The following is a 22,581-nucleotide window of genomic DNA, read 5'->3' as shown; positions in this document are numbered from 1 at the left end:
GAGCGAGCTTGCTCGCGAACGACGGCGAAGCCGTCGCGAAACCTGAGTCCGCTGTCTTCCTGGCACACTGAGGTGGATGGTCTTGGGACCGCTACGCGGTCCTTCGCGAGCAAGCTCGCTCCCACAGGGTCGGCGTCGCGCTGGCGATCCATCACGAAATCCTTCAGCATCCGACCCTCCCCCTCCGGAAAACGCCCATGTCCGAAGACCTGCAGATCACCCACTTCCCCCACGCCGGCTTTATCTCCACCCGCTGGCAGGACGCCGATCTCAACGGCCAGATCACCAGCGCGGCGGTCTATGGCTTTTTCGATACGGTGATCCAGGCCTGGCTCGCCAGCCATGGCCAGATCGATCCGCAGGAAGGCGAGGTGGTGGCGTTCGTGGTGAGTTCGTCCTGCGATTTCTACGCCTCGGCAGCCTTCACCGATATGCTGCAGGTGGGCCTGCGGGTCGAGCGCTTCGCCGGGAGTACCGTGGAGTACGAGGTGGCGCTGTTCGATATGAGCGGCCAGCAACTGCATGCGCTGGGCCGGGTGGTGCAGGTGTTCATCGAACGCAGTACCGGCCAGCCGGCGACCTTCCCGCATCACCTCGAAGCGGCGCTGTCTGCACTGAGCTGACAGCGCTCAGTCGTTGAGCCGGATGATCCCTTCACGCACCGCGAACAGCACCGTGAAGGCGGCGATTGCCTGGCTGTCGCTGAAGAGCAGGACCGTACTCATCATCCCGCCAAAGTCCGAGCCTTTTGCACAAGGTCGCCATTTGCAAACGGCTTGATCAGGTAATCCCGGCAACCCAGCGCAAGAAAGCGTACGACCTGACTGGACTCTGATTCGGTCACGATCACCAGGAAAGGCGTTGCGGAAAAATCAGGCAGTGCCCGGGCCTGCTGCAACAGGTCCAGGCTGCTGATACCGGGGATATAGCCATCGAGAATGACCAGATCGAACTTGCCTGCCTTCAGCTCCGCCAAGCCCTCGTCGCCATTTGTAGCCAGGACGGTGGCCCAGCCCGCGGACTGCATTTCCCGCTCCAGAATCAGGCGCATGGCACGCGAGTCATCGATGATCAGGGCCGTTTTGCTCATGATTTGCTCCTTTCGAACAGGGTCGACATCCTCCTGCTCAATTGAAAGCCTGCGTCCGCCAATGAACAACTGGCATTTTTATCAGGTGCCGACCAGTGGAAGTGGGCTCATCGGGCCGCCGAACCGCCTCGATTACGTCGGTGAATCCACTACCGCTATCGCTGGCAAGCCAGCTCCCACAGGTCCTGCGTCGCTCGCAGAATCCCGGCTCGGCTCGGTCAACTGTGGGAGCTGGCTTGCCAGCGATTACGATGTTGGATTCACTACCGCTATCGCGGGTAAACCCGCTCCCACAGGGTAGGTGTCGGACTCGCGATCCATGACGAAGTCCTTCAGCATCCCGCCTTCCCTCTCCGGAAAACGCCCACGTCCGAAGACCTGCAGATCACCAACATAACGGCGCTGTCTGCACTGAGCTGACAGCGCTCAGTCGTTGAGCCGGATGATCCCTTCACGCACCGCGAACAGCACCAGCCCCGGCACATCATGAATCTGCAGGCGGTGCATGATCTGCGAGCGATGGGCCTCGACCGTCTTCACACTCAGCCCCAGGCCATCGGCGATCGAGCGGGTCGATTCGCCACGGGCGATCAGGCGCAGGATCTCCATCTGCCGCGCCGTCAGTTGCACCGCAGCACTGGCCTGCGGCTTGCGCCGGTTCTGCTTGACCGCCTGGCCGATCACCAACGGCAGCACCGCCGACGACAGGTACTGCCCGCCCCCGCGCAACGACTGCAAGGCCAGCTCCAGCTCCTGCACCGTCGCACTTTTCAGCAGGAAACCATGGGCCCCCTGCTGCAGGCAGTGCATGACGAACTCCAGCTCCGAGCGCGACGACAGCATCAGCACCGTGCAGGCCGGCACCCGCAGGTACAGCTCGCGCAGCAGCTCTTCACCGGCCATGGTGCCGAGGGCGATGTCGAGCACGATGATGTCGGGTTTGAGGGTTTCGGCCAGCTCCACGGTGGTCACCGTGTCGCCCGCCTCGCCTACGACGGCATAGTCTTGTTTTTGTTCGAGCAACGCTCGCAGACCTGCGCGGAACAGGGGCGAGTCGTCGGCTATCAGTAAACGGCAAAGCATAGGTTCGAGCCTGTGTCGCGCGCAGGGCGGCAATGGAGGGTGATACGGGAATGCTTAGCCATTGCGCGCACTGATACCGAACTGGTTGATCAGCACCGGCATGCGCGCAAGCGGCTCGATGGTCTGGGCCGCGCCGAGGCGAATGGCTTCCTTGGGCATGCCGAACACCACGCAACTGGCCTCGTCCTGGGCTACGGTGCTGGCACCCTGTTCGCGCATGGCCAGCAGGCCACGGGCTCCGTCGTCGCCCATGCCGGTCATGATGATGCCCAGGGCATTACTGCCGGCATGGCGGGCGGCGGAACGAAACAGGACATCGACCGAGGGCTTGTGCCGGTTGACGGCGGGGCCGTCGAGCACTTCGACCAGGTAGTGCGCACCGCTGCGCTTGAGCTGCATGTGATAGCCACCGGGCGCCAGCAAGGCGAGCCCGGTGTGCACGCGATCCAGGTGCCTGGCCTCGCGCACTTCGATCTGGCACAGGCCGTTGAGACGGCGTGCGAAGTCGGCGGTGAACTTCTCCGGCATGTGTTGAACGATCACCAGGCCGGGACAATCCCGCGGCAATTGCCGCAGGACGAACTCCAGTGCCTGGGTACCGCCGGTCGAGCAGCCAAGTGTAACGATTCGATCGGTGGTTTTGCGCAGCGCCGGGGCGGCCGCGAGGTCTTTTTTTTCCGTCGCGGGCAAGGCGTGGCGGGCCACTGGCCGGGTTTTCGCCGCTTCCTCGATGCAGCGCACCAGGTTGCCGGCGATATTCTCCAGGCTCTGCTTGAGACCCAGCTTGGCCTTGGTGAAAACACCGACTGCGCCAGCGGCCAGGGCCTCGACATTGAGGTCGTTGCCGGCCTCGGTCAGGGTCGAGCAGATGATGGTCGGCGTGGGTCGCTCGGCCATGATCTGGCGCAGGAAGGTCAGGCCGTCCATGCGCGGCATTTCCACGTCGAGCACCAGCACGTCGGGCCAGTCGCGGCGCATCTTGTCGATGGCGTAGAGCGGGTCGGCGGCCATGCCGACCACCTGGATGCCGGGGTGATTGCCGAGGTACTGCCCGAGCACCTGGCGCACCAGGGCCGAGTCGTCGACGATGAATACACGGATGGGCGTGGAACGCTCGATCATAAGCGCTCGAACACCGAAGGCCGCACCGGACGCAGCGGCAGGTTGAAGCCGTGGATGCTTTCGGCATGGCCGATGAACAGCAGGCCGCCAGGGCGCAGGCGCTCGACCAGATTGCGCACGATGCGCTGCTTCTGCTCGGTGTCGAAGTAGATCAGCAGGTTGCGCAGGAAGATCACGTCGAACTGGCCGAGGCTCTCCGGCATCGGCTGGATCACGTTGATCTCGCGCAGTTGCACCTTGTTGCGCAACCAGGCCTGCACGCGCATGCGCCCCTGCATGTCCTCGATCCCGCACAGGCAATGGCGATGCAGCCAGCCCTCGGGGAAATAGCGCGCCTGGGCCATGTCGTAGATGCCCTGCTCGGCGATCTCCAGCATGCTTTGGCTAAGGTCGCTGGCGAGGATCGACCACTCGTTGCCGCGCGCATGCTCGGCCGCGGTCATCGCCAGGCTGTAGGGCTCTTCTCCGGACGAACAGGCCGCGCTCCACAGGCGCAGCGGCCCGCCGCGCTTGCTCAGCCACTGGCCGAGGTACTCGAAGTGGGCGTATTCGCGGAAGAAGTAGGTTTCGTTGGTGGTCAGCAGGTCCACCACCAGGCGCCGCTCGCGGGCGTACTGGGGGTAGGCCAGGCACGCCAGGTATTCGTCGTAGTTGTCGATCTGCAGGTGGCGCAGGCGCTTGAGCAAGCGCCCGGCCACCAGCGAGCGCTTGTTGTTCGACAAATGGATGCCGGAGGCATTGCGCATCATCTGCTGCAACTGGCGAAAGTTCTGTTCACCGAGCACCGGCAACTTGGGCATCGCGGACATTTCAGTGGGCCTTTGCCGCCTGGCTGAGGTGACGGATATCGTCCAGCGACAGCACTTGCAGCATGTTGAGAATGATCAGGAACTCCTGGGCCTGCTGGGCCATGCCAGCGATGAAGTCCGAGCGGATCGCGGTGCCGAAGGCCGGCGCCGGCATGACCTGGCGCGGCTCGATCTCCAGCACTTCGTCGACCTCGTCGACCACCAGGCCAATGCGCTGCAGGCCATCGGCCAGGGCCAGCTCGATGATCACGATGCAGGTGCGCTTGCCCGGCTCGGTCAGGCTCATGCCGAAGCGCGCGGCCAGGTCGAGGACCGGCACCACGTTGCCGCGCAGGTTGATTACGCCGTGGATATAGGCCGGCATCATCGGTACCCGGGTGAGCTCGGTGTACTCGATGATCTCGCGTACCAGGGCGATGGGCAGCGCATACCCGGCCTCGCGCACGCGAAAGCTCAGGTGCTGGATGGCGTCGACTTGCGCCTCGATTCGTTGCGGCTGGCTCATGGGCACCTCGCTCAAGTGAAGCTGACGAACTGGCCTTCATCGATCAGCGCCTTGGGCCCCGGACGGACCGGCGCCGGCAGGCTGTCGCCACGCGGGCTGCGCACGGCGGTGCTGCCCTGTTCGAATCGGAAATAGCCGATCAGTTCCTGAAGCTGGCTGGCCTGGGCGTTCATTTCCTCGGCGGTGGCCGCCAGTTCCTCGGAGGCGGAGGCGTTCTGCTGGGTGATCTGGTTCATCTGGCCCATGGCGATATTGATCTGCCCGGCAGCGCTGCTTTGCTCCTGCGAAGCCGCGGTGATTTCCTGGACCAGGTCGGAGGTGCGCTGGATATTCGGGACGATTTCACCGAGCAACTGCCCGGCCTGCTCGGCCAGGCGCACGCTGCTCGACGCCACCTGGCCGATCTCCTGGGCCGCCACCTGGCTGCGTTCGGCAAGCTTGCGCACTTCCGCCGCAACCACCGCGAAGCCCTTGCCGTGATCGCCGGCACGGGCCGCTTCGATCGCCGCGTTGAGGGCCAGCAGGTTGGTCTGGTAGGCGATGTCGTCGATGATGCCGATCTTGTCGGCGATCTGTTTCATCGCCAGCACCGTGTCGCCCACTGCGCCACCACCCTGCACCGCGTCGTTGGCGGCCTTGCCGGCGATGCCGTCGGTGATCTTGGCGCTTTCGGTGTTCTGCGCGATGGAGGCGGACATTTCTTCCACCGAGGCACTGGTCTGCTCGACGCTGGCGGCCTGTTCGTTGGCCGCCTGGCTCAGCGATTGTGAAGTCGAGCTGACCTGTTCGGAGGCCGAGGACAGCGCATCGGCCGAGCTGCGCACGTCACCGAGGATGCTGCGCAGGCGTTCGGTCATGTTCTGCATGGCGCCGAGCAGGCGACCGGTTTCGTCCTTGCGATCGACGACCAGGTCCTGGCTCAGGTCGCCGGAAGCCATGCGGTCCGCCGCCTGCACTGCGCCGGCCAGCGGACGGGTGATGCTGCGGGTGACCAGCACGCCGACCAGCATGCCCATCAGCGTTGCGACCACCACCAGGACGATCATCTGCAAGCGCGAGCTTTCCGCGATCGCGGTGATGTCGGCATTGGCCTCGCTGGCGCGGGCCTGCTTGCCGTCCGTGGCGATACCCAGCAGGCGGTCCACTTCGTTGGCGGCGGCGGTGTTGCGCGGCATCAGCTCCATGGCGGCAGTCATGCTCTGCAGGTCGCCGGACTGGCGGTGGGTGTCGAGCATCAGGTTGGCGGCTGCGATGTACTCCTTCAGCGGGCCCTCGATGGCGTCGATCTGGGCCTTGCCATCCGCCGTCAGGAAGAACTGGCGGGCGTTGCCGACCAGCTCACGGGTCTTGTCCATGGCGGTGCGGGCAACGGCGGCCGATTCATCACGGTCGAGGACGGTGCTGGCCATCAGGCTGCGACGTACCGCGCGGTTGGCCAGCAGCAGCTGGATATTGGCTTCCTGCAAGGTGGACAGGCCCACCACGTCCATGTCGTACATGCGGTCGGAGAGATCGTTGACCTGGCTGAGGTTGCGGATACCGATGAAGCCGATGATCGCGGTCAGCGCCACCACCAGCAGAAAGCCCAGGGTCAGGCGCACGCCTATCTTCATGTTGCTGATCATTTGCATGGTGACTCTCCGAGCGGGCTAGGCAGATTCAAGGGGGTGGCCAAACGGGGTTCGCTTTCCGCACGTTGCTGCAACTGGCGGAACAGGCTGGGAATATCGAGGATCAGGGCGACCTGGCCGGAGCCGAGGATGGTCGAGCCGCTGATGCCGGACAGGTGCTGGAACATCTGCCCGAGGGGTTTGATCACGGTCTGCAGTTCGCCCAGCAGGTGCTCGACGATCAGCCCGGCCTGCTGCCGGCCCTGGCTGACGACGACTATGTTGCGCCGGGCCTTGGGATCGCCGCGCAGGCCGAAATGCCGACCCAGGTCGACGCTGGGCAGCGGCTTGCCGCGCAGGCTGAGGTGGCCGCTGGCATCGAGGGCGTCGGCGCGCTCTTCCATGCACTCGGTGACCATGTCCAGCGGGATCACGAAGTGATCGCCGCCGACGCTGACCAGGAAGCCGTCGATGATTGCCAGGGTCAGCGGCAGGCGGATGCGGAACGTGCAGCCCTGACCCGGCACGGACTCGATCTCGATGATCCCGCGCAGTTCGTCGATGGCGCTGCGCACCACGTCCATGCCAACACCGCGGCCGGACAGATTGGAGACCGCCTCGGCGGTGGAAAAGCCCGGTTCGAAGATCAGCAGGTGGATATCCTGCTCGCTGATCTGCGCATCGGGGTCGAGCATGCCACGGGCGATGGCTTTTTCGCGGATGCGCTCGGTATTGAGGCCACGACCGTCGTCGCTCACTTCAAGAACTATCATCCCCGAGTCGTGGCAGGCGTTCAGGCGCAGGTTGCCCTGCTCCGGCTTGCCGGCGGCGCGGCGTTCTTCCGGCGGTTCGATACCGTGGTCGATGGCGTTGCGCACCAGGTGCACTAGCGGGTCGGCGATGCGATCGGTGAGGGTCTTGTCCAGTTCGGTCTCGCTGCCGGACAGGCTCAGCTGGATCTGCTTGTTCAACCCCTGGCTGACATCACGGACCACGCGGTGGAAGCGGTTGAAGGTCTCGCCGATCTCCACCATGCGCAGCTTGAGGGCGCGTTCGCGGATCTGCTCGACGTGCTGCTGCACCGCCTGGACGCTCTCGATACAGGCCGTGGAGCCGCTGCGCAGCGATTGCATATGGGCACCGGCGGTGCTGATCACCAGCTCGCCGACCAGGTTGATCAGCTCGTCGAGCTTGTGTGCGGCGACCTTGACCATGGCGCTGCCGTTGCTGCCGTTGCGCGGCTCGTTAGCGGCGCTTGGAGCGCTGACCGCAGGCGCTGGCGCCAACGTTTGCGTTTCGACGCTGGCGATCGCTGGCTCGGCTTCAGCGGCCTCCTCCTGCATCTGCAGACGCAGGGTGCAGAAGCCTTCGGCCAGGGCGAACACATCCAGTAGTTCCTCACGGCTGGCGGCGCTGCGCAGGGTCAGTTCGTAACCCAGGTAGCAGGCTTCGGCGTCCAGACCGTGCAGGTCCGGCACCGCCCAGGCGAGGGTCTGCAAGGACTCGATACGGCCCAGCCGGTCCAGATAGCGCAGGAAGCTGCTGGGCTCGAAGCCGTTGCGCAGCAGTTCGTTGTCGAAGCGGATCGACAGGAACCATTCGTTGATCTCGCCAGCGTCGTCGGTACGTTCCGTGACCACTTCGCCGCTCTCGGCCACCGCACCGCCAAGGGCCAGCAGCAGCTCGCTCTGGCGCGGCGTATGGGGTGCCAGGGTGCCGTGTTGCGGGTCGATGCTCTCGACCATGCCGTTGAGCTCGTCCATGCACTGCAACATCAGCGACACCAGCGGCGGGGTCAGCTGGCGCTGGCCGTCGCGCACGCCCATCAGCTGGTTTTCCAACTGGTGGGCCAGGGACACCAGCGGCTCCAGGGAGAAGATCCCCGCCGAGCCCTTGAGCGTGTGTACCGCGCGGAACAGCGCGTTGATCACCTCGGCATCGTCGCTGCCCTGTTCCAGGCGCAGCAGGTTGTCCTCGGCTTCCTTGAGCAGGTCGCGGGCTTCCTCGAGGAAGCCTTCCAGCAGTTGCATCCACTGATCGCTATCGAACATGGCTCATTCCTCGCCGAGCGGATACAGGGATTCGAGGCGCAGCAACTCGACCAGGGCGCGGGCCTGCGGCGACAGGTCGAGCACCTGCGCGCCCTGCGCCAGGGTCTTTTGCAACGACAGCAGCAGTTGCAGGCCGGCGCTGTCGATTTCCTCCAGGCCGCCGAGGTCCAGGGCCCATGGGCCCGGGTCCTCGGCCAGCAAGGCCAGCAGGGTCTGCCGGGTGTCGCTCGCTTCGTAGATGGTCAGGTCGCCGTGCACGCTCAGCCGTGCAGGCGCCAGGTCGCTGGCCGGATGCAGCGTGACGGTGGCCATCAGCCGATCAGCTTTTCGACCGCCGCCAGCAGCTGCTGCGGCTGGAACGGCTTGACGATCCAGGCCTTGGCCCCGGCGGCCTGGCCTTCGGCTTTCTTCGATTGTTCGCTTTCGGTGGTGAGCATCATGATCGGGGTGAAGCGGTACGCGGACAGTTGCTTGACCTGCTTGACCAACCCGATGCCATCGAGGTTGGGCATGTTCACGTCGCTGATGATCAGGTTGATCTTCTGTCCAGTGAGCTTGGTCAGGGCGTCCTTGCCGTCACAGGCCTCGATGACCTGGTGACCGGCACCGGTGAGACTGAGTTTGACCAGTTGGCGCATGGAAGCGGAGTCGTCGACGATCAGGATGGTCTTGGCCATGGCAGGGCACTCGGGGAGTTAGAAAAAGGTGACGTCGCTGGCGCTGGCGGCCTGGCTGTGGCCGGCGCGCTCCTCGCTGGTGGTGAAGCGCTCGCGCAGGCGTGCAAGCCAGGCCTGGGCATCGTGCAGGCGCTGGTCGCGGCGCTCGATGGCTTCGAGCAGTTGCTGCAGGTCGGTCTGAAGGTGGTCGAGCATCTGGTCGGCGCGGTCCTGGAACTGCAGGGCGACCATGACGGCATGGATATCGCCCTGGGTCGAGCGGGCGTTGTCCTGAAGGTTGCGCGAGGCGGCGTCGAGTGCGTCGAGGTTGCTGCCCAGGCCATTGATCACCTCGCCCAGCACCTGTTCCAGGCGGGCGAGGTTCTGCTGTTCTTCGGCGTTCAGTTCGTTGGCGGATTCGATGCTGGACTGGATCGCCTGGTTGATCTCGCCAACCTTGCTGTCCATCGACTGGCCGGTCTCGGCGGAGAGCCGGGATAGCTTGCGTACCTCATCGGCGACCACGGCGAAGCCGCGGCCGAAATCACCGGCACGGGCGGCCTCGATGGCGGCGTTGAGGGCCAGCAGGTTGGTCTGGCTGGCGATTTCCTGGACGTGGCGGGCCATCTGCTGCAACTCGCCGGTGTAGCCGCCGAGATGGCCGATGGTGGCGAGGAATTCCTGCTGACGGCGGCTGCCGGCGGCGAAGGCTTCGGTCACGCCCAGCAGGCGCTGGTTGGCCTGGCGCAGGTTCTCGCCGAGGCCACCGCTGGTGAGGACGTCTTCACTCTGGTCGAGGCTGGCCTGGAGGCGCTGGCTGATATCGCTGAAGCGCCCGAGCAGGCCACCGATATTGTCGGCGAGCAGGCGGCGGCTTTGTTGCAGGCTGTCGCTCCAGGACGGCACGACGGCGGGCAGGAGTTTTTCCAGGGCGTGGGTTTCAGGCTCGACCGGCAGGTTGTGCGCGGTTTCGTGCGGCGCGGGCTCGGCAGCCTTGCGCGGGGCCAGGAACAGCACCGCAGCGACGATCAGCAGCAACCCGCCGATGTTCAGCCACTGCAGTCCGGAAAGCATCCCTGCGACGCACAGAACGACCCCAATCCCTATTCCTATGTGCATTCGCATCCCTTACGCCCACCGTCCTTCTGTGAAGGCTTCGCATGGTAGCGATAGTGATTTGACGTCAAAATCGGGACGCCCCTTAAGCCGACCGGGCAGTCACAAAAGCGCCGCGTCAAATCAATACGGGAGTGCGCTGACCAGTCCGACAGGAATGTCGACTGAAACGCTTTAGGCGCCGTGCACCGGGGGATTCCGGGGTGGATTAGGAGGAGGCGGGAAGCGTAGGAGGATGGCTTAAGCCAAAGGTGTGATGGCGTTTAGCTTGATAAGCGATTGGTTACAGGGAGTGTGGGGGCTTTCCCGCATTCCGTCCTCCGGGAGAACGGAATGCGGGGCGACGGGTCAGTGGCGCCAGTGACGCTTGTGCTTGCGATGGCCGTAGTGATGGCCACGGTCGTGGACATAGCGGCGGTCGTAGCCACGGCCGCGATCGCGGTAGCGGCGATCGTCGTCGTCGGCCTTGTTGCCCATGTAGTTGCCCAGCGCGCCGCCGGCGCCACCACCGGCGGCGGCGCCGATCAGGCTGCCGGTGTTGCCGCCCATGCTGCGGCCCACCACGTTGCCGCCGGCTGCGCCCAGGGCGCCACCGATGGCGGCTTCGCCGCGGCTGCGTTTGTCGGCGCCGACGGCACTACCGGCCGCGCCGCCGAGACCGGCGCCGATCGCCGAGCCGGTGCTGCCACCGATCGACTGGCCGACCACCGAGCCCAATACCCCACCCAATGCGCCGCCAATACCGGCTTCGGTGGTGCCGCCTGCGCTGGCAACGCCACTGAGCAGGCTGAGGGACAACAGAAGAATCGAGGAGTACTTCATACGAAAGCCTCAAAGGGATGACGCCGCGATCCTGCGTTGCGCGCATGAGGCTGACAATGGAAATCCGACGAGTAGCACGACTGTCACACATATTTCTAAGTTGTTGATTTTGCTGTGAAACTTATCGTGTTTTTGATGGTCTTAAGTTACTTGCGGGATGAGGCTCTGACGGTTGTCAGGGCCTTTTTTGTGGGCCGGGGATTTGGGTTGTTGCTGAGGGCCTCATCGCTGGCAAGCCAGCTCCCACAGGTTCGGCGGTGCACGCGATCCCTGTGGGAGGTGGCTTGCCAGCGATGGCGTCCGAATAGACGACATCAGATCCGAATCAGGGCAACGCCTTCTTCACATCCAACCGCTTCGGCAACAGCCGGTTCTCATGGAACAGATCCGCCGTCGCCTGCTGCGCCGCGATCACCTCCTCAGTGATCGGCAACACCGGTGACGGCGGCCGGTTATCCACATAACTGGCGACCACCGCTTGCGGCAGCCCCATGGAGGCGCTGAGCACTTTCAGACTCTCCTCCCGGTCACTGCGAGTCAGGGCTTCCGCTGCCGTCAGCTCATCCAGCAGGTTGTGGATAAACTCACCATTCTCCGCTGCATAGGCCCGCCGCGCGGTGTAGATCGGCCCGGACAGCCCCAGCCCCTCCCCGTCCGCCAGCTTGCGGCTATGCCCTTCACTGAGGGCCAGCGAGACATAGGGATCCCACACCGCCCAGGCATCCACGCTGCCGTGCTCGAACGCCGCCCGGGCATCTGCCGGGCTGAGGTACACCGGCTGGATATCCTTGAACGCCAGGCCCGCCTTGTTCAGCGCCCGCAACACCAGGTTGTGCGAACTGGAGCCCTTTTGCAGCGCCACCTTGCGCCCCTTCAGATCCTCCACCTGCTTCAGCGCGCTGTCCTCGCGCACCAGAATCACCTCCGCCGACGGCTTGGCCGGCTCGGCGCCGATGTACACCAGGTCCGCCCCCGCCGCCTGGGCGAACAGCGGCGGGATATCACCCGTGGAGCCGACATCCAGGCTGCCGATGTTCAGTGCCTCCAGCATCTGCGGCCCGGCAGGAAACTCGATCCACTGCACCTTCGTCTGCCCGAAGCGCTTTTCCAGCAGCCCATGCTCCTTGGCCAGCACCAGGGCGATGGAGCCCTTCTGATAGCCGATCCGCAGTTGCTGCGGGTCAGCCACCGCCACCGTCGCCAGCCCCAGCAGGGCCAGGCCGGCGCCCAGCATTGCAATCACCTTCATGCGTCACTCCGCCAACGAGGGCTTTTCCCAGAGGTTGATACCGCCCTCGACCGCATGCCGGTCGATCAGCGCCAGCTCTTCGGCACTGAACACCAGGTTGTTCAGCGCACCGACGTTCTCGACGATCTGCTCCGGCCGGCTGGCACCGATCAGCGCCGAGGTCACCCGCGTGTCACGCAGCGTCCACGCCAGCGCTAACTGGGCCAGGCTTTGTCCGCGAGCCTTGGCGATCTCGTTGAGTGCCCGGACATGCGCCAGGTTCGCCTCGGACAAGTGCGACGGCAGCAGCGAACCACCCCCCGGCTTGTTGACCCGCGCATCCTTGGGCACGCCATTCAGGTACTTGTCGGTCAGCAGGCCTTGAGCCAACGGCGTGAAGGCGATGACCCCGGCACCCAGCTCGTCGGTGACCTCGAGCAGATCCTTCTCCACCCAGCGATTGAGCAGGTTGTAGGCCGGCTGGTGGATCAACAGCGGCACCTTCCATTCCTGCAGCAGCCGGGCGATCTCCCGGGTCTTGCTGCCGGAGTAGGACGAGATGCCGATGTACAGCGCCTTGCCCTGCTGCACCGCCGTGGCCAGGGCGCTGGCGGTTTCTTCCAGCGGGGTGTCCGGGTCGAAGCGGTGTGAATAAAAGATATCCACATAGTCCAACCCCAGCCGCGCCAGGCTCTGGTCGAGGCTGGCGAGGATGTACTTGCGCGAGCCGCCGCCCTGCCCGTAAGGGCCCGGCCACATGTCCCAGCCGGCCTTGCTGGAGACGATCAGTTCGTCCCGGTAGCCCTTGAAGTCCTCGCGCAGCAGGCGCCCGAAGTTGCTCTCGGCGCTGCCATAGGGCGGGCCGTAGTTGTTGGCCAGGTCGAAGTGGTTGATGCCCAGGTCGAAGGCGGTGCGCAGCAAGGCACGCTGATCGCCCAGCGGCGTGCTGTCGCCAAAGTTGTGCCACAGGCCCAGGGACAGGGCCGGCAATACCAGGCCGCTGCGTCCGACGCGGCGGTAGGGCATGGCGGTGTAGCGGTTTTCCGCGGCAACGTAGGTCATTGGCGTGCTCCTCAAGAGAAATAGGGATTGTTCGGCCGGCTCAGGCCGAGGTGTTCGCGCAAGGTGGTGCCTTGATAGCGGGTGCGGAACAGACCGCGTCGCTGCAGTTCGGGCACCACATGGTTGGCCACGTCTTCCAGCCCGCCCGGCAGGTGCGGGACCAGCACATTGAAGCCGTCAGCAGCTTCGTTCTCGAACCATTCCTGCAACTGATCGGCGATCTGCGCCGGCGTGCCGATCAGGCTGTGATGCCCGCGACCGCCGGCAATACGCCGGCCAAGCTGGGCCAGATTGAGGTTTTCCCGTTCAGCCAGTTCGCTGAGCAGGCGCTGGCGGCTGCGCTGGCCGCTGTCGGTGAGCGGCAGTTCCGGCAACGGACCGTCCTGTGGATAACCCGACAGGTCGAAGTTGCCAAGCATCCGCCCGAGCAGGGCGATCCCCACCTCCGGCTCCACCAATTCCTGAAACACCGCGAACTTATCCTCGGCTTCGGCCTGGCTGGCGCCGGTGACGACGAGCACCCCCGGCATGATCTTCAGCGCGTCGCGATCACGCCCGTAGGCCGCCAGCCGTCCCTTGAGATCGGCATAGAAGGCCTGGGCCGCCGCCAGCGAGGTTTGTGCCGTGAACACCACATCGGCAGTGCGCGCCGCCAGGTCCAGCCCGGCCGGCGACGAACCGGCCTGAACCACCACCGGGCGGCCTTGAGGGGTGCGGGCTACATTCAAAGGACCGCGCACTTTGAAGTGTTCGCCTTCATGATTGATCAATCGTACTGAGTCAGGCTTGTAGTACGTACCGGATTTCTTGTCTCGAATGAAGGCATCATCGGCCCAACTGTCCCACAAGCCGACCACCACCTCATGAAACTCGCGGGCACGAACATAGCGTTCTGCGTGGCCTACGTGCTCGGCGAGGCCGAAATTAAGCGCTTCAGCGGCGGCATCGGACGTTACCAGGTTCCATCCCGCCCGCCCTCCTGACAGGTGATCGAGCGAAGCAAATTTGCGTGCTACATGGTATGGCTCGTTGTACGTTGTAGTAGCTGTACCAACCAATCCGATGCGTTCCGTGACCCCGCTCAACGCCGCTAGCAAAGTCAAGGGCTCGAAGTGGTCGGAACGGGCCATCCGGCTGGCAATTTCACCTTCGGCAGCAGCAACGCTGTCGGCCACGAACAACGCGTCGAAACACGCGCCTTCCGCGACCCGGGCAAGGTGTCGGTAGTGCTGGATATCCAGTCCGGCATTGGCCGGAACATCCGGGTGGCGCCAGGCGGCAACGTGATGTCCGGTTGCCATCAAAAAGGCGCCGAGGCTCATTTGCCGTGGGGTTTTGCTCATGTCAGAAGTCCTTGCGTAACTGGATGCCGAAGTAACGTTCATCGTCCCGCGGCACCGCGCGGTAGATGTAGTTGCCCCCGGTGGCCAGGAGAGGTGAGTAGGATTTGTCCGCAAGGTTTTTGGCCAGCAGCGCCACGCGCCAGCCTTCGTTGTAGTCCGCCAGGGCGGCGCTGGCATTCCAGATGCCATAGGCGCCCTGAACGGTGTCGGCGTTCTGGGAAATGTCGTACTGCACTTTGCTCTGCCAGCTGAAGTCCGTGCCCAGCTCGATGTCCAGGCCGTTATCCAGCGGAATGCTGTAGTCGGCGCGGACATAGCTCTTCCAGTCCGGGCTGTACGGCAGCGGCTTGCCATTCACGTTGCACGAGGCCGCCGCGCCCGCCGGGCAGGCGAATTCGTCGATACGCGCCTTGGTGTAGGCCACGGCGCCGGAGAACTTCAGTTGCGAGGTGGCCTGCAGGGCGAAGTCCAGCTCGACGCCTTCGCTTTTCACGCTGCCGGCGTTGATCAGGCGGGTCACCACCTGGCCGGCAACGCTGTCGAAGAAGTTCGCCTGGTAGTTGTCGTACTCGGTATGGAACACCGCCAGGTTGCTGGTCAGGCGGTTGTTCCACAGGCTGGCCTTGAGCCCGGCTTCCCAACTGTTGGAGGTCTCCGGCTTGAGCGCCTCGGTGTCCCGCGGCTGCATGTTGAAGAACACGTTGTAGGCCGGCCCCTTGTAGCCGCGGGAGTAGGTCAGGTAGCTGGTGATGTCGTCGGTCAGGTCGTACTGCACACCGAGACGCCCGGACCAGCCGTCCTCGTCCACCGAACCGGAGCTGCTGGTGCCCGGCTGGATGCCATTGACCGCCGTTGCCGAGGTGGAGACGCGGCGGTGGTCGTATTCGAGGTCGTCGTGGGTCCAGCGCAGGCCGGCGATACCGCGGAAACGCTCGGTGAAGTTGAGGGTGCTTTCACCGAACACCGCGTAGCTGTCGTTGGTGGTGCTGTAGTCGGCGATACCCTGCTGGGTCGCAGTGGTGGTGCGCAGGGTGCGGCGGTAGGTCTCTTCGTCCTTGCCGTGCATGTAGAACAGGCCGCCGACGTATTCCAGGAACTGGCCCTTGGGCGAAGCCAGGCGCAGTTCCTGGGAGTACTGGTTGTACTCCAGCTCGCCCTTGTCCTCGATGCCGGGGAAGGCGGCGCTGATGGTCGCCAGGCGGTCGCCGTCCTGCCACTGGGTGTTGTCCCAGCCGCGCCAGGCGGTGATCGAGGTCAGGGTGTAGTCGCCGAGGCTCCAGTCGATCTGGGCCGACAGGCCCTTGTTGGTGTCGTCCACATGGCTGCGGTAGTCGCTGACGATATCGCGGTTGTCGCTGTCGGCACGGACCGGCGCCAGGGTGTTGGAGAAGGCCGGCAACAGGGACTTGCTGACCACGCCGTTGGGGGCGTCGTCGCGGGACTTCAGGTAGTCGGCGGCGAGGGTCAGACTGAGGTCGTCAGTGGGCGTGAACACCAGCTTGCCGCGCACGCCCTTGCGGTTGTAGCCGTTGACTTCCTGGCCGTTGGCCTTGTTATCCACATTGCCGTCGTAGCTGCCGAACAGGGTGGTGATGGAGCCCTTCAGGGTGTTAGGAACCAGGCTACCGCCGATGCCGAAACGGGTCCGGCTTTCATTGCCGCTGAAGTAGGACTGCTCGACGAAACCGTGAGTTTCTTCCGTCGGTGTGCGGGTGGTGATGTTCAGCACCCCGGCCGAGGCGTTCTTGCCGAACAGCGTGCCCTGCGGGCCGCGCAGGACTTCGAGGCGTTCGATATCCAGCAGGTCCAGGGTCGACTGGCCCGGGCGACCGAAGACCACGCCATCGATCACCGTCGCCACGGTCGGCTCGACGCCCGGGGAGGTGGAGATGGTGCCGACACCGCGAATGAACAGCGAAGTGTCCTTGTTCGATGCGCCGGTACGGAAATTCAGGCTCGGCACCTGCTGGACGATGCTCGCAACGCTATTGCGGTTCTCCCGCTCCAGTTGCTCGCCGTCCACCACCGAGACCGCGACCGGTACCTGTTGCAGCGAGGCTTCGCGGCGGGTGGCGGTGACGGTCACGGCCTTGAGGGTCGGGCTATCGCCCTGGGCAGCCGGAGCGGTATCGGCCGCCATCACTGGCGCCATCGGCAAGGTGCTCAGCGCAAGTGCGCCGAGGGTCAGGCGTTGACGGCGGATGGCCTGGGCCAAGGGAGAAGTCGTGGGGAAAAACGCGGCGCGGCTGTGCATGGTTTGCTACTCGAAGAATGCCCTGTCCACCGCGATCGCTGACCGCGGCGCCTGATGAAACGTCAGCGCGGGGTCCTTGGGCATTCGCTCGTGCGAGTAGCAGACAAACCGCTTTGTTAGCGCTAACATCGCCAGTATCATCGGGCGTCGAATAGATCGTCCAATACTGAAAAATTACTTTTATATGCGTTTTGGTTTTTAAGGACATGCCCCGTGAGCGACGAAAAAAGCCCGCCCCGCAAGCGCCGTGGCGCCGGTCGCGTCACCCTGCAGACGGTGGCGCGGACTGCCGGGGTGTCGGCGATCACCGTGTCGCGCTACTTCAACCAGCCGGAGCAGGTCTCGCCGGAGCGGCGCGAGCGCATCGCCGAAGTGGTCGCCGAACTGGGCTATGTGCCGAACCTGGTGGCGGGCGGGCTGGCGTCGGCGCGGGGGCGGATCGTCGGCATGGTCATTCCCAATATCTCCGGGCCGATCTTTGCCGACACCATCCAGGGGTTCAGTGACACCCTCAGTCGGCATGGCTACCAGTTGCTGCTGGCCTCCAGCTACTTCTCTGCCGAGCAGGAAGAGAATGCCGTGCGTGCCTTCCTCGGCTGGTCACCGGCGGCGCTGGTGCTGACCAGTCACTTCCACAGCCCGGCCACGGAAAAGATGCTCGCCGAGGCGGATATCCCGCTGGTGGAAACCTGGGACTACCGACCCGAGCGGGCGCCGGTGCAGATCGGGTTTTCCCATCATGAGGTGGGGGTGGCGGCGACGCGGTATCTGCACGGCAAGGGTTACCGGCGGATCGCCTTCGTGCAGAACAGTGCGGCGGGGGACTTCAGTGCGCTGGAGCGGCGGGATGGGTATGTCGAGGCGCTGACGGCGCTGGGGGGCGAACCGCAGGTGTTTGCCCCGGAGACGGACCTGGCGCCGTTCGAGGCGGGGAAGCAGGCGATGCTGGCGTTGATGGAATCGGCGCGGCGGCCGGAGGCGATCATCTTTGCCAATGACAATCTGGCGGCGGGGGCGTTGTTGGCGGGGCAGCGGGCGGGGTTCAGGATTCCTGAGGATTGTGCGGTGATGGGGTTTGGGGATTATCCGTTCGCGGCGATGCTGATGCCGGGACTGACCACGGTGAAGCCGCCGGCGTTGCAGATGGGGGTGATGGCCGCTGAGCGGGTGTTGCAGCAGTTGGGGGTGATCGAGGGGGAGGCGGTGCAGTTGAATTTGTTGGGGTGTGAGGTGATTGGACGGGAGAGTGCGTAAGTTTCCGGGGAAGCACATCATCCTGTGGGAGCGGGTTTACCCGCTCCCACAGCGACCGCCCCGCTACCGCACCAAATGCAGATACTGCAAATGCCGCTCGTACTGGTCGAGGATGTCGTTGATGATCTGCTCCTTGCTATAACCCATCAGATCATAATCCTGGCTACCCTCGGCCAGATGCACCTCGGCGCGGTAGTAGCGGCGATTCTTCAGCTCCTGCGTCCCCAGCCCGGCCAGGGCGAACGATGGGGTGAAGTACCCGCGCATCTGCACCTGATAGAGGAACGGCTGCTCCTCGCCATGCCCGATCTTCAGACTGACATTGTCATGACTCGGGTCCTCCTGGGTGATGACGCTCAGCCCCTTCTCCGCATACACCTCGGTGACCTCGGCAATCGCCGGACGCACCACGTCGTCCATGAAGCGATACACCTCGTCCCGCGACGGGAAGTGCACCGCCTGGCTCAGACGCTGGCGCCAGCCGCCCTTGCCACGCCGCGAGCTGGCGAACGGCGCCAGCGAGTGCATCTGCGCGATCTGCCGCTGCGATTCGAGGTAGAACGCCTTGTGCAGCCCCCACATCATCGCCAGCAAGATCACCGAGAACGGCAGCGAGGTGAGCACCACCGCCGACTTCAGCGAGTCGATGCTGCCGGCGAACAACAGCCCGCTGGTGACCAGCGCCGTCATCACGCCCCAGAACACCCGCAGCCAGTTCGGCCCGTCCTCATCGGTGCTGCCGCCCTTGGCCGACAGCGTCGAGAGCACCACGGTGCCGGAGTCGGCCGAGGTGACGAAGAACACGAAGCTGATGAACACGGTGACGGCGATCACCACCTTGCTCCAAGGGTAGGTTTCCAGCAGCAGGTACAAGGTCATCGACGGGTTCTCGATGGCCGAGTCGGCCAGCGCGGTCATGCCGTGGTCGAGCACCTGGCTGAGGGCGCTGTTGCCGAAGATCGACATCCACGCCAGGGTGAAGCCGAGCGGGATCAGCAGCACGCCGAAGACGAATTCACGGATGGTCCGGCCCCGGGAAATGCGCGCGATGAACAGCCCCACGAACGGCGCCCACGCAATCCACCAGGCCCAGTAGAACACCGTCCAGTTGCCCAGCCAGTCGTTGGACTGGTTGTAGGCGTAGACGTCGAAGCTCTTGCGCGGCAACACCGCGAGGTAGTCGCCGAGGTTCTGGATCAGGGTGTTGAACAGGTGCTGGGTCGGGCCGGCGAACAGCACGAAGAGCAGCAGCGCACAGGCGAGGAACAGGTTGATATCGGACATCACCCGCACGCCCTTCTCCACCCCGGCCACCGCCACCATGACCGCTGCGCCCATCATCAGGGCGATCAGCGCGACCTGCACCCATTGGGTGTGGGCGACGCCGAACAGGTAATCCAGCCCGGAGTTGAGGTGGAGCACACCGAAACCCATGTCGGCACCCAGGCCGAACACCGTGGCAATAATGCCGAAGCCGTCCACCGCATAGCCGATCGGCCCGTTGATGCGCTTGCCGATCAGCGGGTACAGCGCCGAGCGCAGGGCCAGCGGCAGGTTGTGCCGGTAGGCGAAATAGGCCAGGGCCATGCCGACGAAGGCGAACACGCCCCAGCCATGCAGGCCCCAGTGCAGGAACAGCACCTGCATCGCCTGACGCCCCGCCTCCACCGTGCCGGCCTCGCCCTGGGGCGGCTGCATCAGGTGGGTCAGGGGTTCGGAGACGCAGAAGAAGAACAGGGTGATGCTGATCCCGGCGGCGAACAGCATGCCGGCCCAGGACAGGTAGCTGAATTCGGGCTCGTCATGGTCGGCACCGAGCTTGATCTTGCCGTAGCCGGACAACGCGGTGACCACCACGAACACCAGGTACAGGGTCATGGCCAGCATGTAGTACCAGCCGACGGTGTGCGCCGCCCAGTTCTGTGCGGCCATCAACCACTCGCCCGCCGCCTGGGGGTTGGCGATGACGATCAGGGCGAAGAGCAGGATGAAACTGGCGGCGAAGTAGAACACCGGGGGGTTCATGCGAATCCTGGACGGGGCATTCATGAGTGATGCACCCCGCAAGACGGGACAGCGATGGGGTTGAACGGGTTCAGCAAAGGCAGATCCTCCTGTTGAACACCGGCAGCGGACCAGCGTTTTAATTTGAACAAGCGTTCAAGTTAAACATGGATTGGGGATCGAGGCGACCTATAGCTGACTACTGGACTGGGAAATTTGTGCTGTTCTTGAGGGCCTCATCGCTGGCAAGCCAGCTCCCACAGGGATCGCATGCACCGCGGACCCTGTGGGAGCTGGCTTGCCAGCGATTGGGCCCTCAAGGCCACCCAAAAACTACTTCTGGGCCCCTTCATCCGACTGCAGGTTGGCCTGGGTGATATTGCTCTCGGACGGCACGCTCCGGGTCAGCCAGACATTACCGCCAATGGTCGAGCCCTGCCCGATGGTGATCCGCCCAAGAATGGTCGCCCCCGCATAGATCACCACATCGTCCTCGACGATCGGGTGCCGCGGATGGCCCTTCTGCAGCTTGCCGCATTCGTACTCGGGGAAGCGCTTGGCGCCGAGAGTGACGTGCTGGTAGATGCGCACCCGCTCGCCGATGATCGCGGTTTCGCCGATCACCACGCCGGTACCGTGGTCGATGAAGAAGCTCGGGCCAATCTGCGCGCCCGGGTGGATGTCGATACCGGTAATGGAATGCGCCAGCTCCGAACTGATCCGCGCCAGCAGCGGCAGCCCGGCGCGGTACAGGTGGTGGGCCAGGCGGTGGTGGATGATCGCCAGCACCCCGGGGTAGCACAGCAGCACTTCATCGACACTGCGCGCCGCCGGGTCGCCATGGAAAGCGGCCAGCACGTCGGTATCGAGGAGCACGCGCATGGCCGGCAGGGCTGCGGCGAATTCCTGGATCAGGCGCAGGGCATGGGCGTCGACACCGGCGTCGTCCTGCTTGCCATGGCGCGCGGCGTAGCGCAGTTCCAGGCGGGCCTGGGCCAGCAGCGCGGTCAGCGCCGAGTCGAGGGTGTGGCCGACGTAGAAGTCTTCGCTTTCCTCACGCAAGTCCACCGGGCCGAGGCGCATGGGGAACAGCGCGCCACAGAGTTGTTCGAGAATCTGCCTGACCGCCTCGCGCGACGGCAGCTCGCGTCCGCCCTGTTCGCCGCTGCTGCGGCCATTGCGGGTGCGCCACTCATCGCGGGCCGAACGCAACTGGCCGACGATGGAATTCAATTGCCAATACCCGGATTGCGCGTTGTCGCTCACGGTTGTTACTCCTGCTCGGCGGCATGGGACTGGTAGGGGAATGCCGCTCTCCTGTCCAGCACTCTACGTCATGGGCGGGGGGTGGAAAAAATACCCTGTTATGACGGTTGGCTATATGGCCGGCATAAGCAGGAATACCGGGGTGGGCCCAATCGCTGGCAAGCCAGCTCCCACAGGGTCCGCGGCGCGCAGCGATCGGGATCACGGTTGTCCGTGAGCCAATCACTGCCTATGCTCGAATTTTCCTACAACCGACTCAGCCCATGATCGAACGACAGTTGTCCCGCTTCAATCGCCTGGAACTGCTCAGCGCACCGACCCCGCTGGAAAAGCTCCAGCGCCTGTCGGCCTGGGCCGAACGCGATATCTGGCTCAAACGCGACGACCTGACGCCCTTGGCCATGGGCGGCAACAAGCTGCGCAAGCTCGAGTACCTCGGCGCCGATGCCCTGGCCAAGGGCGCGGACACCCTGGTCACCGCCGGCGCGATCCAGTCCAACCATGTGCGCCAGACCGCCGCCCTCGCCGCCCGCCTCGGCCTCGGTTGCGTGGCCCTGCTGGAAAACCCCACCGGCACCGACTCCACCGAGTACCTGGAAAACGGCAACCGCCGCCTCCTGGAACTGTTCGACACCAAGGTCGAGCTGGTCGATAACCTCGACAACGCCGACGAACAACTCCAGTCCCTCGCCGTGCGCCTGCATGCCAGCGGACGCAAGCCCTACCTGGTGCCCATCGGCGGCTCCAACGCCCTCGGCGCCCTGGGCTATGTGCGCGCCGGCCTGGAGCTGGCCGAGCAGATCGAACACAGCCGACAGCGCTTTGCCGGCGTGGTCCTCGCCTCCGGCAGCGCCGGCACCCACGCCGGCCTGGCCCTGGCATTGGCCGAACGCCTACCCGACCTGCCGGTGATCGGTATCACCGTGTCGCGCAGCGAAGAAGCGCAGAAGCCCAAGGTCCAGGCCCTGGCCGAACGCACCGCCGAGCTGCTCGGCGTACAGTTGCCAAACGCCTTCAAGGTGAATCTGTGGGACGAGTACTACGCGCCCCGCTACGGCGAAGCCAATGCGGGCGGCCTCGCCGCGATCCGCCTGCTGGCCAGCCAGGAAGGCGTCCTGCTCGATCCGGTGTACACCGGCAAGGCCATGGCCGGGCTGCTGGACGGGATCGCCCGGCAACGCTTCGACGAAGGTCCGCTGATTTTTCTACACACGGGCGGGGCGCCGGCATTATTCGCCTACCCTGATGTCTATCAACGCTGAGACCGGCGCAGCCGCATAGACCTGAAAGCTATAGGAGAATTCTT

Annotated in this window: 20 protein-coding genes and 1 pseudogene; 3 read left to right on the top strand and 18 right to left on the bottom strand. The window is 64.6% G+C overall.

Annotation, left to right across the window (positions count from 1 at the left end; translation table 11 throughout):
- Nucleotides 1–197: 197 nt before the first annotated feature.
- On the top strand, nucleotides 198–623 hold the full coding sequence (locus AC2CQI_RS21370; RefSeq protein ID WP_075805917.1) for an acyl-CoA thioesterase: 426 nt from the start codon (nucleotides 198–200) through the stop codon (nucleotides 621–623).
- Between the two features lie 101 nt (nucleotides 624–724).
- On the opposite strand, the gene AC2CQI_RS21365 is transcribed toward AC2CQI_RS21370, so the two are convergent.
- The 16 genes and pseudogenes from AC2CQI_RS21365 to AC2CQI_RS21290 all read right to left on the bottom strand — a co-directional run bounded on the left by AC2CQI_RS21365 (nucleotide 725) and on the right by AC2CQI_RS21290 (nucleotide 16,751).
- On the bottom strand, nucleotides 725–1,090 hold the full coding sequence (locus tag AC2CQI_RS21365) for a response regulator (RefSeq protein ID WP_484577799.1): 366 nt from the start codon (nucleotides 1,088–1,090) through the stop codon (nucleotides 725–727).
- Between the two features lie 426 nt (nucleotides 1,091–1,516).
- A complete protein-coding gene (locus AC2CQI_RS21360; RefSeq protein WP_484577798.1) occupies nucleotides 1,517–2,173 on the bottom strand; it encodes a response regulator in 657 nt (218 codons plus the stop codon).
- Nucleotides 2,174–2,227: 54 nt separating this feature from the next.
- Nucleotides 2,228–3,295, bottom strand: a complete 1,068-nt coding sequence (locus AC2CQI_RS21355; RefSeq protein WP_075805915.1) for a protein-glutamate methylesterase/protein-glutamine glutaminase — start codon at nucleotides 3,293–3,295, stop codon at nucleotides 2,228–2,230.
- Nucleotides 3,292–4,104 (bottom strand): CheR family methyltransferase, encoded by an 813-nt coding sequence (locus tag AC2CQI_RS21350; RefSeq protein WP_484577797.1) that lies wholly within the window; start codon nucleotides 4,102–4,104, stop codon nucleotides 3,292–3,294. The genes AC2CQI_RS21355 and AC2CQI_RS21350 overlap by 4 nt, the downstream gene beginning before the upstream one ends.
- Before the next feature lies 1 nt (nucleotide 4,105).
- On the bottom strand, nucleotides 4,106–4,609 hold the full coding sequence (locus AC2CQI_RS21345) for a chemotaxis protein CheW (RefSeq protein ID WP_075805913.1): 504 nt from the start codon (nucleotides 4,607–4,609) through the stop codon (nucleotides 4,106–4,108).
- Nucleotides 4,610–4,620: 11 nt separating this feature from the next.
- Nucleotides 4,621–5,754: a methyl-accepting chemotaxis protein gene (locus AC2CQI_RS21340; protein ID WP_484580650.1), complete on the bottom strand. Its 1,134-nt coding sequence runs from the start codon at nucleotides 5,752–5,754 to the stop codon at nucleotides 4,621–4,623.
- Nucleotides 5,740–6,222: pseudogene (locus AC2CQI_RS21335) on the bottom strand (MCP four helix bundle domain-containing protein); the annotation flags it as partial. The gene AC2CQI_RS21340 and the pseudogene AC2CQI_RS21335, both read right to left, overlap by 15 nt.
- An 8-nt stretch (nucleotides 6,223–6,230) precedes the next feature.
- Nucleotides 6,231–8,270, bottom strand: coding sequence for a chemotaxis protein CheA (locus AC2CQI_RS21330; RefSeq protein WP_484577796.1), 2,040 nt, complete (start codon nucleotides 8,268–8,270; stop codon nucleotides 6,231–6,233).
- 3 nt (nucleotides 8,271–8,273) lie between these two features.
- The gene (locus tag AC2CQI_RS21325; RefSeq protein ID WP_484577795.1) at nucleotides 8,274–8,582 is read right to left on the bottom strand and encodes an STAS domain-containing protein; all 309 of its coding nucleotides are present in this window, start codon (nucleotides 8,580–8,582) and stop codon (nucleotides 8,274–8,276) included.
- The gene (locus AC2CQI_RS21320) at nucleotides 8,582–8,947 is read right to left on the bottom strand and encodes a response regulator (protein ID WP_075805909.1); all 366 of its coding nucleotides are present in this window, start codon (nucleotides 8,945–8,947) and stop codon (nucleotides 8,582–8,584) included. The genes AC2CQI_RS21325 and AC2CQI_RS21320 overlap by 1 nt, the downstream gene beginning before the upstream one ends.
- Before the next feature lie 18 nt (nucleotides 8,948–8,965).
- Nucleotides 8,966–10,000 (bottom strand): methyl-accepting chemotaxis protein, encoded by a 1,035-nt coding sequence (locus tag AC2CQI_RS21315; RefSeq protein WP_081430339.1) that lies wholly within the window; start codon nucleotides 9,998–10,000, stop codon nucleotides 8,966–8,968.
- A gap of 390 nt (nucleotides 10,001–10,390) precedes the next feature.
- Nucleotides 10,391–10,864, bottom strand: coding sequence for a glycine zipper domain-containing protein (locus tag AC2CQI_RS21310; RefSeq protein WP_075805907.1), 474 nt, complete (start codon nucleotides 10,862–10,864; stop codon nucleotides 10,391–10,393).
- A 325-nt stretch (nucleotides 10,865–11,189) separates the two neighbouring features.
- Nucleotides 11,190–12,113, bottom strand: a complete 924-nt coding sequence (locus AC2CQI_RS21305; protein WP_075805904.1) for a sulfonate ABC transporter substrate-binding protein — start codon at nucleotides 12,111–12,113, stop codon at nucleotides 11,190–11,192.
- Nucleotides 12,114–12,116: 3 nt separating this feature from the next.
- Entirely contained in the window at nucleotides 12,117–13,154 is a 1,038-nt protein-coding gene (mgrA, locus tag AC2CQI_RS21300; RefSeq protein WP_075805903.1) for an L-glyceraldehyde 3-phosphate reductase, read from the bottom strand.
- An 11-nt stretch (nucleotides 13,155–13,165) separates the two neighbouring features.
- Nucleotides 13,166–14,497: an LLM class flavin-dependent oxidoreductase gene (locus AC2CQI_RS21295; RefSeq protein WP_484577794.1), complete on the bottom strand. Its 1,332-nt coding sequence runs from the start codon at nucleotides 14,495–14,497 to the stop codon at nucleotides 13,166–13,168.
- Between the two features lies 1 nt (nucleotide 14,498).
- The gene (locus AC2CQI_RS21290; RefSeq protein ID WP_484577793.1) at nucleotides 14,499–16,751 is read right to left on the bottom strand and encodes a TonB-dependent receptor; all 2,253 of its coding nucleotides are present in this window, start codon (nucleotides 16,749–16,751) and stop codon (nucleotides 14,499–14,501) included.
- Between the two features lie 213 nt (nucleotides 16,752–16,964).
- Here AC2CQI_RS21290 and AC2CQI_RS21285 point away from each other — a divergent pair, with 213 nt between their 5' ends.
- Nucleotides 16,965–18,005 carry a LacI family DNA-binding transcriptional regulator gene (locus AC2CQI_RS21285; protein ID WP_484577792.1) on the top strand — a complete coding sequence of 347 codons (1,041 nt, stop codon included), beginning with the start codon at nucleotides 16,965–16,967 and terminating at the stop codon, nucleotides 18,003–18,005.
- A 63-nt stretch (nucleotides 18,006–18,068) separates the two neighbouring features.
- On the opposite strand, the gene betT is transcribed toward AC2CQI_RS21285, so the two are convergent.
- Complete coding sequence (gene betT / locus AC2CQI_RS21280; RefSeq protein ID WP_484580649.1) at nucleotides 18,069–20,030, bottom strand: choline transporter BetT; 1,962 nt, start codon at nucleotides 20,028–20,030, stop codon at nucleotides 18,069–18,071.
- 312 nt (nucleotides 20,031–20,342) lie between these two features.
- Nucleotides 20,343–21,275: a serine O-acetyltransferase EpsC gene (gene epsC / locus AC2CQI_RS21275; RefSeq protein ID WP_484577791.1), complete on the bottom strand. Its 933-nt coding sequence runs from the start codon at nucleotides 21,273–21,275 to the stop codon at nucleotides 20,343–20,345.
- A 263-nt stretch (nucleotides 21,276–21,538) separates the two neighbouring features.
- On the opposite strand from epsC, the gene AC2CQI_RS21270 reads away from it, so the two are divergent.
- On the top strand, nucleotides 21,539–22,537 hold the full coding sequence (locus tag AC2CQI_RS21270; protein ID WP_484577790.1) for a D-cysteine desulfhydrase: 999 nt from the start codon (nucleotides 21,539–21,541) through the stop codon (nucleotides 22,535–22,537).
- Nucleotides 22,538–22,581: the final 44 nt, after the last annotated feature.

The organism is Pseudomonas sp. P2S-1, assembly GCF_057197725.1.
This window is presented reverse-complemented; position numbering and strand designations above follow the sequence as displayed.

Bases quoted from the DNA above. Each gene is read 5' to 3' on its own strand.
- AC2CQI_RS21370 (WP_075805917.1), top strand. From the start codon at position 198: ATGTCCGAAGACCTGCAGATCACCCACTTCCCCCACGCCGGCTTTATC.
- AC2CQI_RS21365 (WP_484577799.1), bottom strand. From the start codon at position 1,090: ATGAGCAAAACGGCCCTGATCATCGATGACTCGCGTGCCATGCGCCTG.
- AC2CQI_RS21360 (WP_484577798.1), bottom strand. From the start codon at position 2,173: ATGCTTTGCCGTTTACTGATAGCCGACGACTCGCCCCTGTTCCGCGCA.
- AC2CQI_RS21355 (WP_075805915.1), bottom strand. From the start codon at position 3,295: ATGATCGAGCGTTCCACGCCCATCCGTGTATTCATCGTCGACGACTCG.
- AC2CQI_RS21350 (WP_484577797.1), bottom strand. From the start codon at position 4,104: ATGTCCGCGATGCCCAAGTTGCCGGTGCTCGGTGAACAGAACTTTCGC.
- AC2CQI_RS21345 (WP_075805913.1), bottom strand. From the start codon at position 4,609: ATGAGCCAGCCGCAACGAATCGAGGCGCAAGTCGACGCCATCCAGCAC.
- AC2CQI_RS21330 (WP_484577796.1), bottom strand. From the start codon at position 8,270: ATGTTCGATAGCGATCAGTGGATGCAACTGCTGGAAGGCTTCCTCGAG.
- AC2CQI_RS21325 (WP_484577795.1), bottom strand. From the start codon at position 8,582: ATGGCCACCGTCACGCTGCATCCGGCCAGCGACCTGGCGCCTGCACGG.
- AC2CQI_RS21320 (WP_075805909.1), bottom strand. From the start codon at position 8,947: ATGGCCAAGACCATCCTGATCGTCGACGACTCCGCTTCCATGCGCCAA.
- AC2CQI_RS21315 (WP_081430339.1), bottom strand. From the start codon at position 10,000: ATGCTTTCCGGACTGCAGTGGCTGAACATCGGCGGGTTGCTGCTGATC.
- AC2CQI_RS21310 (WP_075805907.1), bottom strand. From the start codon at position 10,864: ATGAAGTACTCCTCGATTCTTCTGTTGTCCCTCAGCCTGCTCAGTGGC.
- AC2CQI_RS21305 (WP_075805904.1), bottom strand. From the start codon at position 12,113: ATGAAGGTGATTGCAATGCTGGGCGCCGGCCTGGCCCTGCTGGGGCTG.
- mgrA (WP_075805903.1), bottom strand. From the start codon at position 13,154: ATGACCTACGTTGCCGCGGAAAACCGCTACACCGCCATGCCCTACCGC.
- AC2CQI_RS21295 (WP_484577794.1), bottom strand. From the start codon at position 14,497: ATGAGCAAAACCCCACGGCAAATGAGCCTCGGCGCCTTTTTGATGGCA.
- AC2CQI_RS21290 (WP_484577793.1), bottom strand. From the start codon at position 16,751: ATGCACAGCCGCGCCGCGTTTTTCCCCACGACTTCTCCCTTGGCCCAG.
- betT (WP_484580649.1), bottom strand. From the start codon at position 20,030: ATGAACCCCCCGGTGTTCTACTTCGCCGCCAGTTTCATCCTGCTCTTC.
- AC2CQI_RS21270 (WP_484577790.1), top strand. From the start codon at position 21,539: ATGATCGAACGACAGTTGTCCCGCTTCAATCGCCTGGAACTGCTCAGC.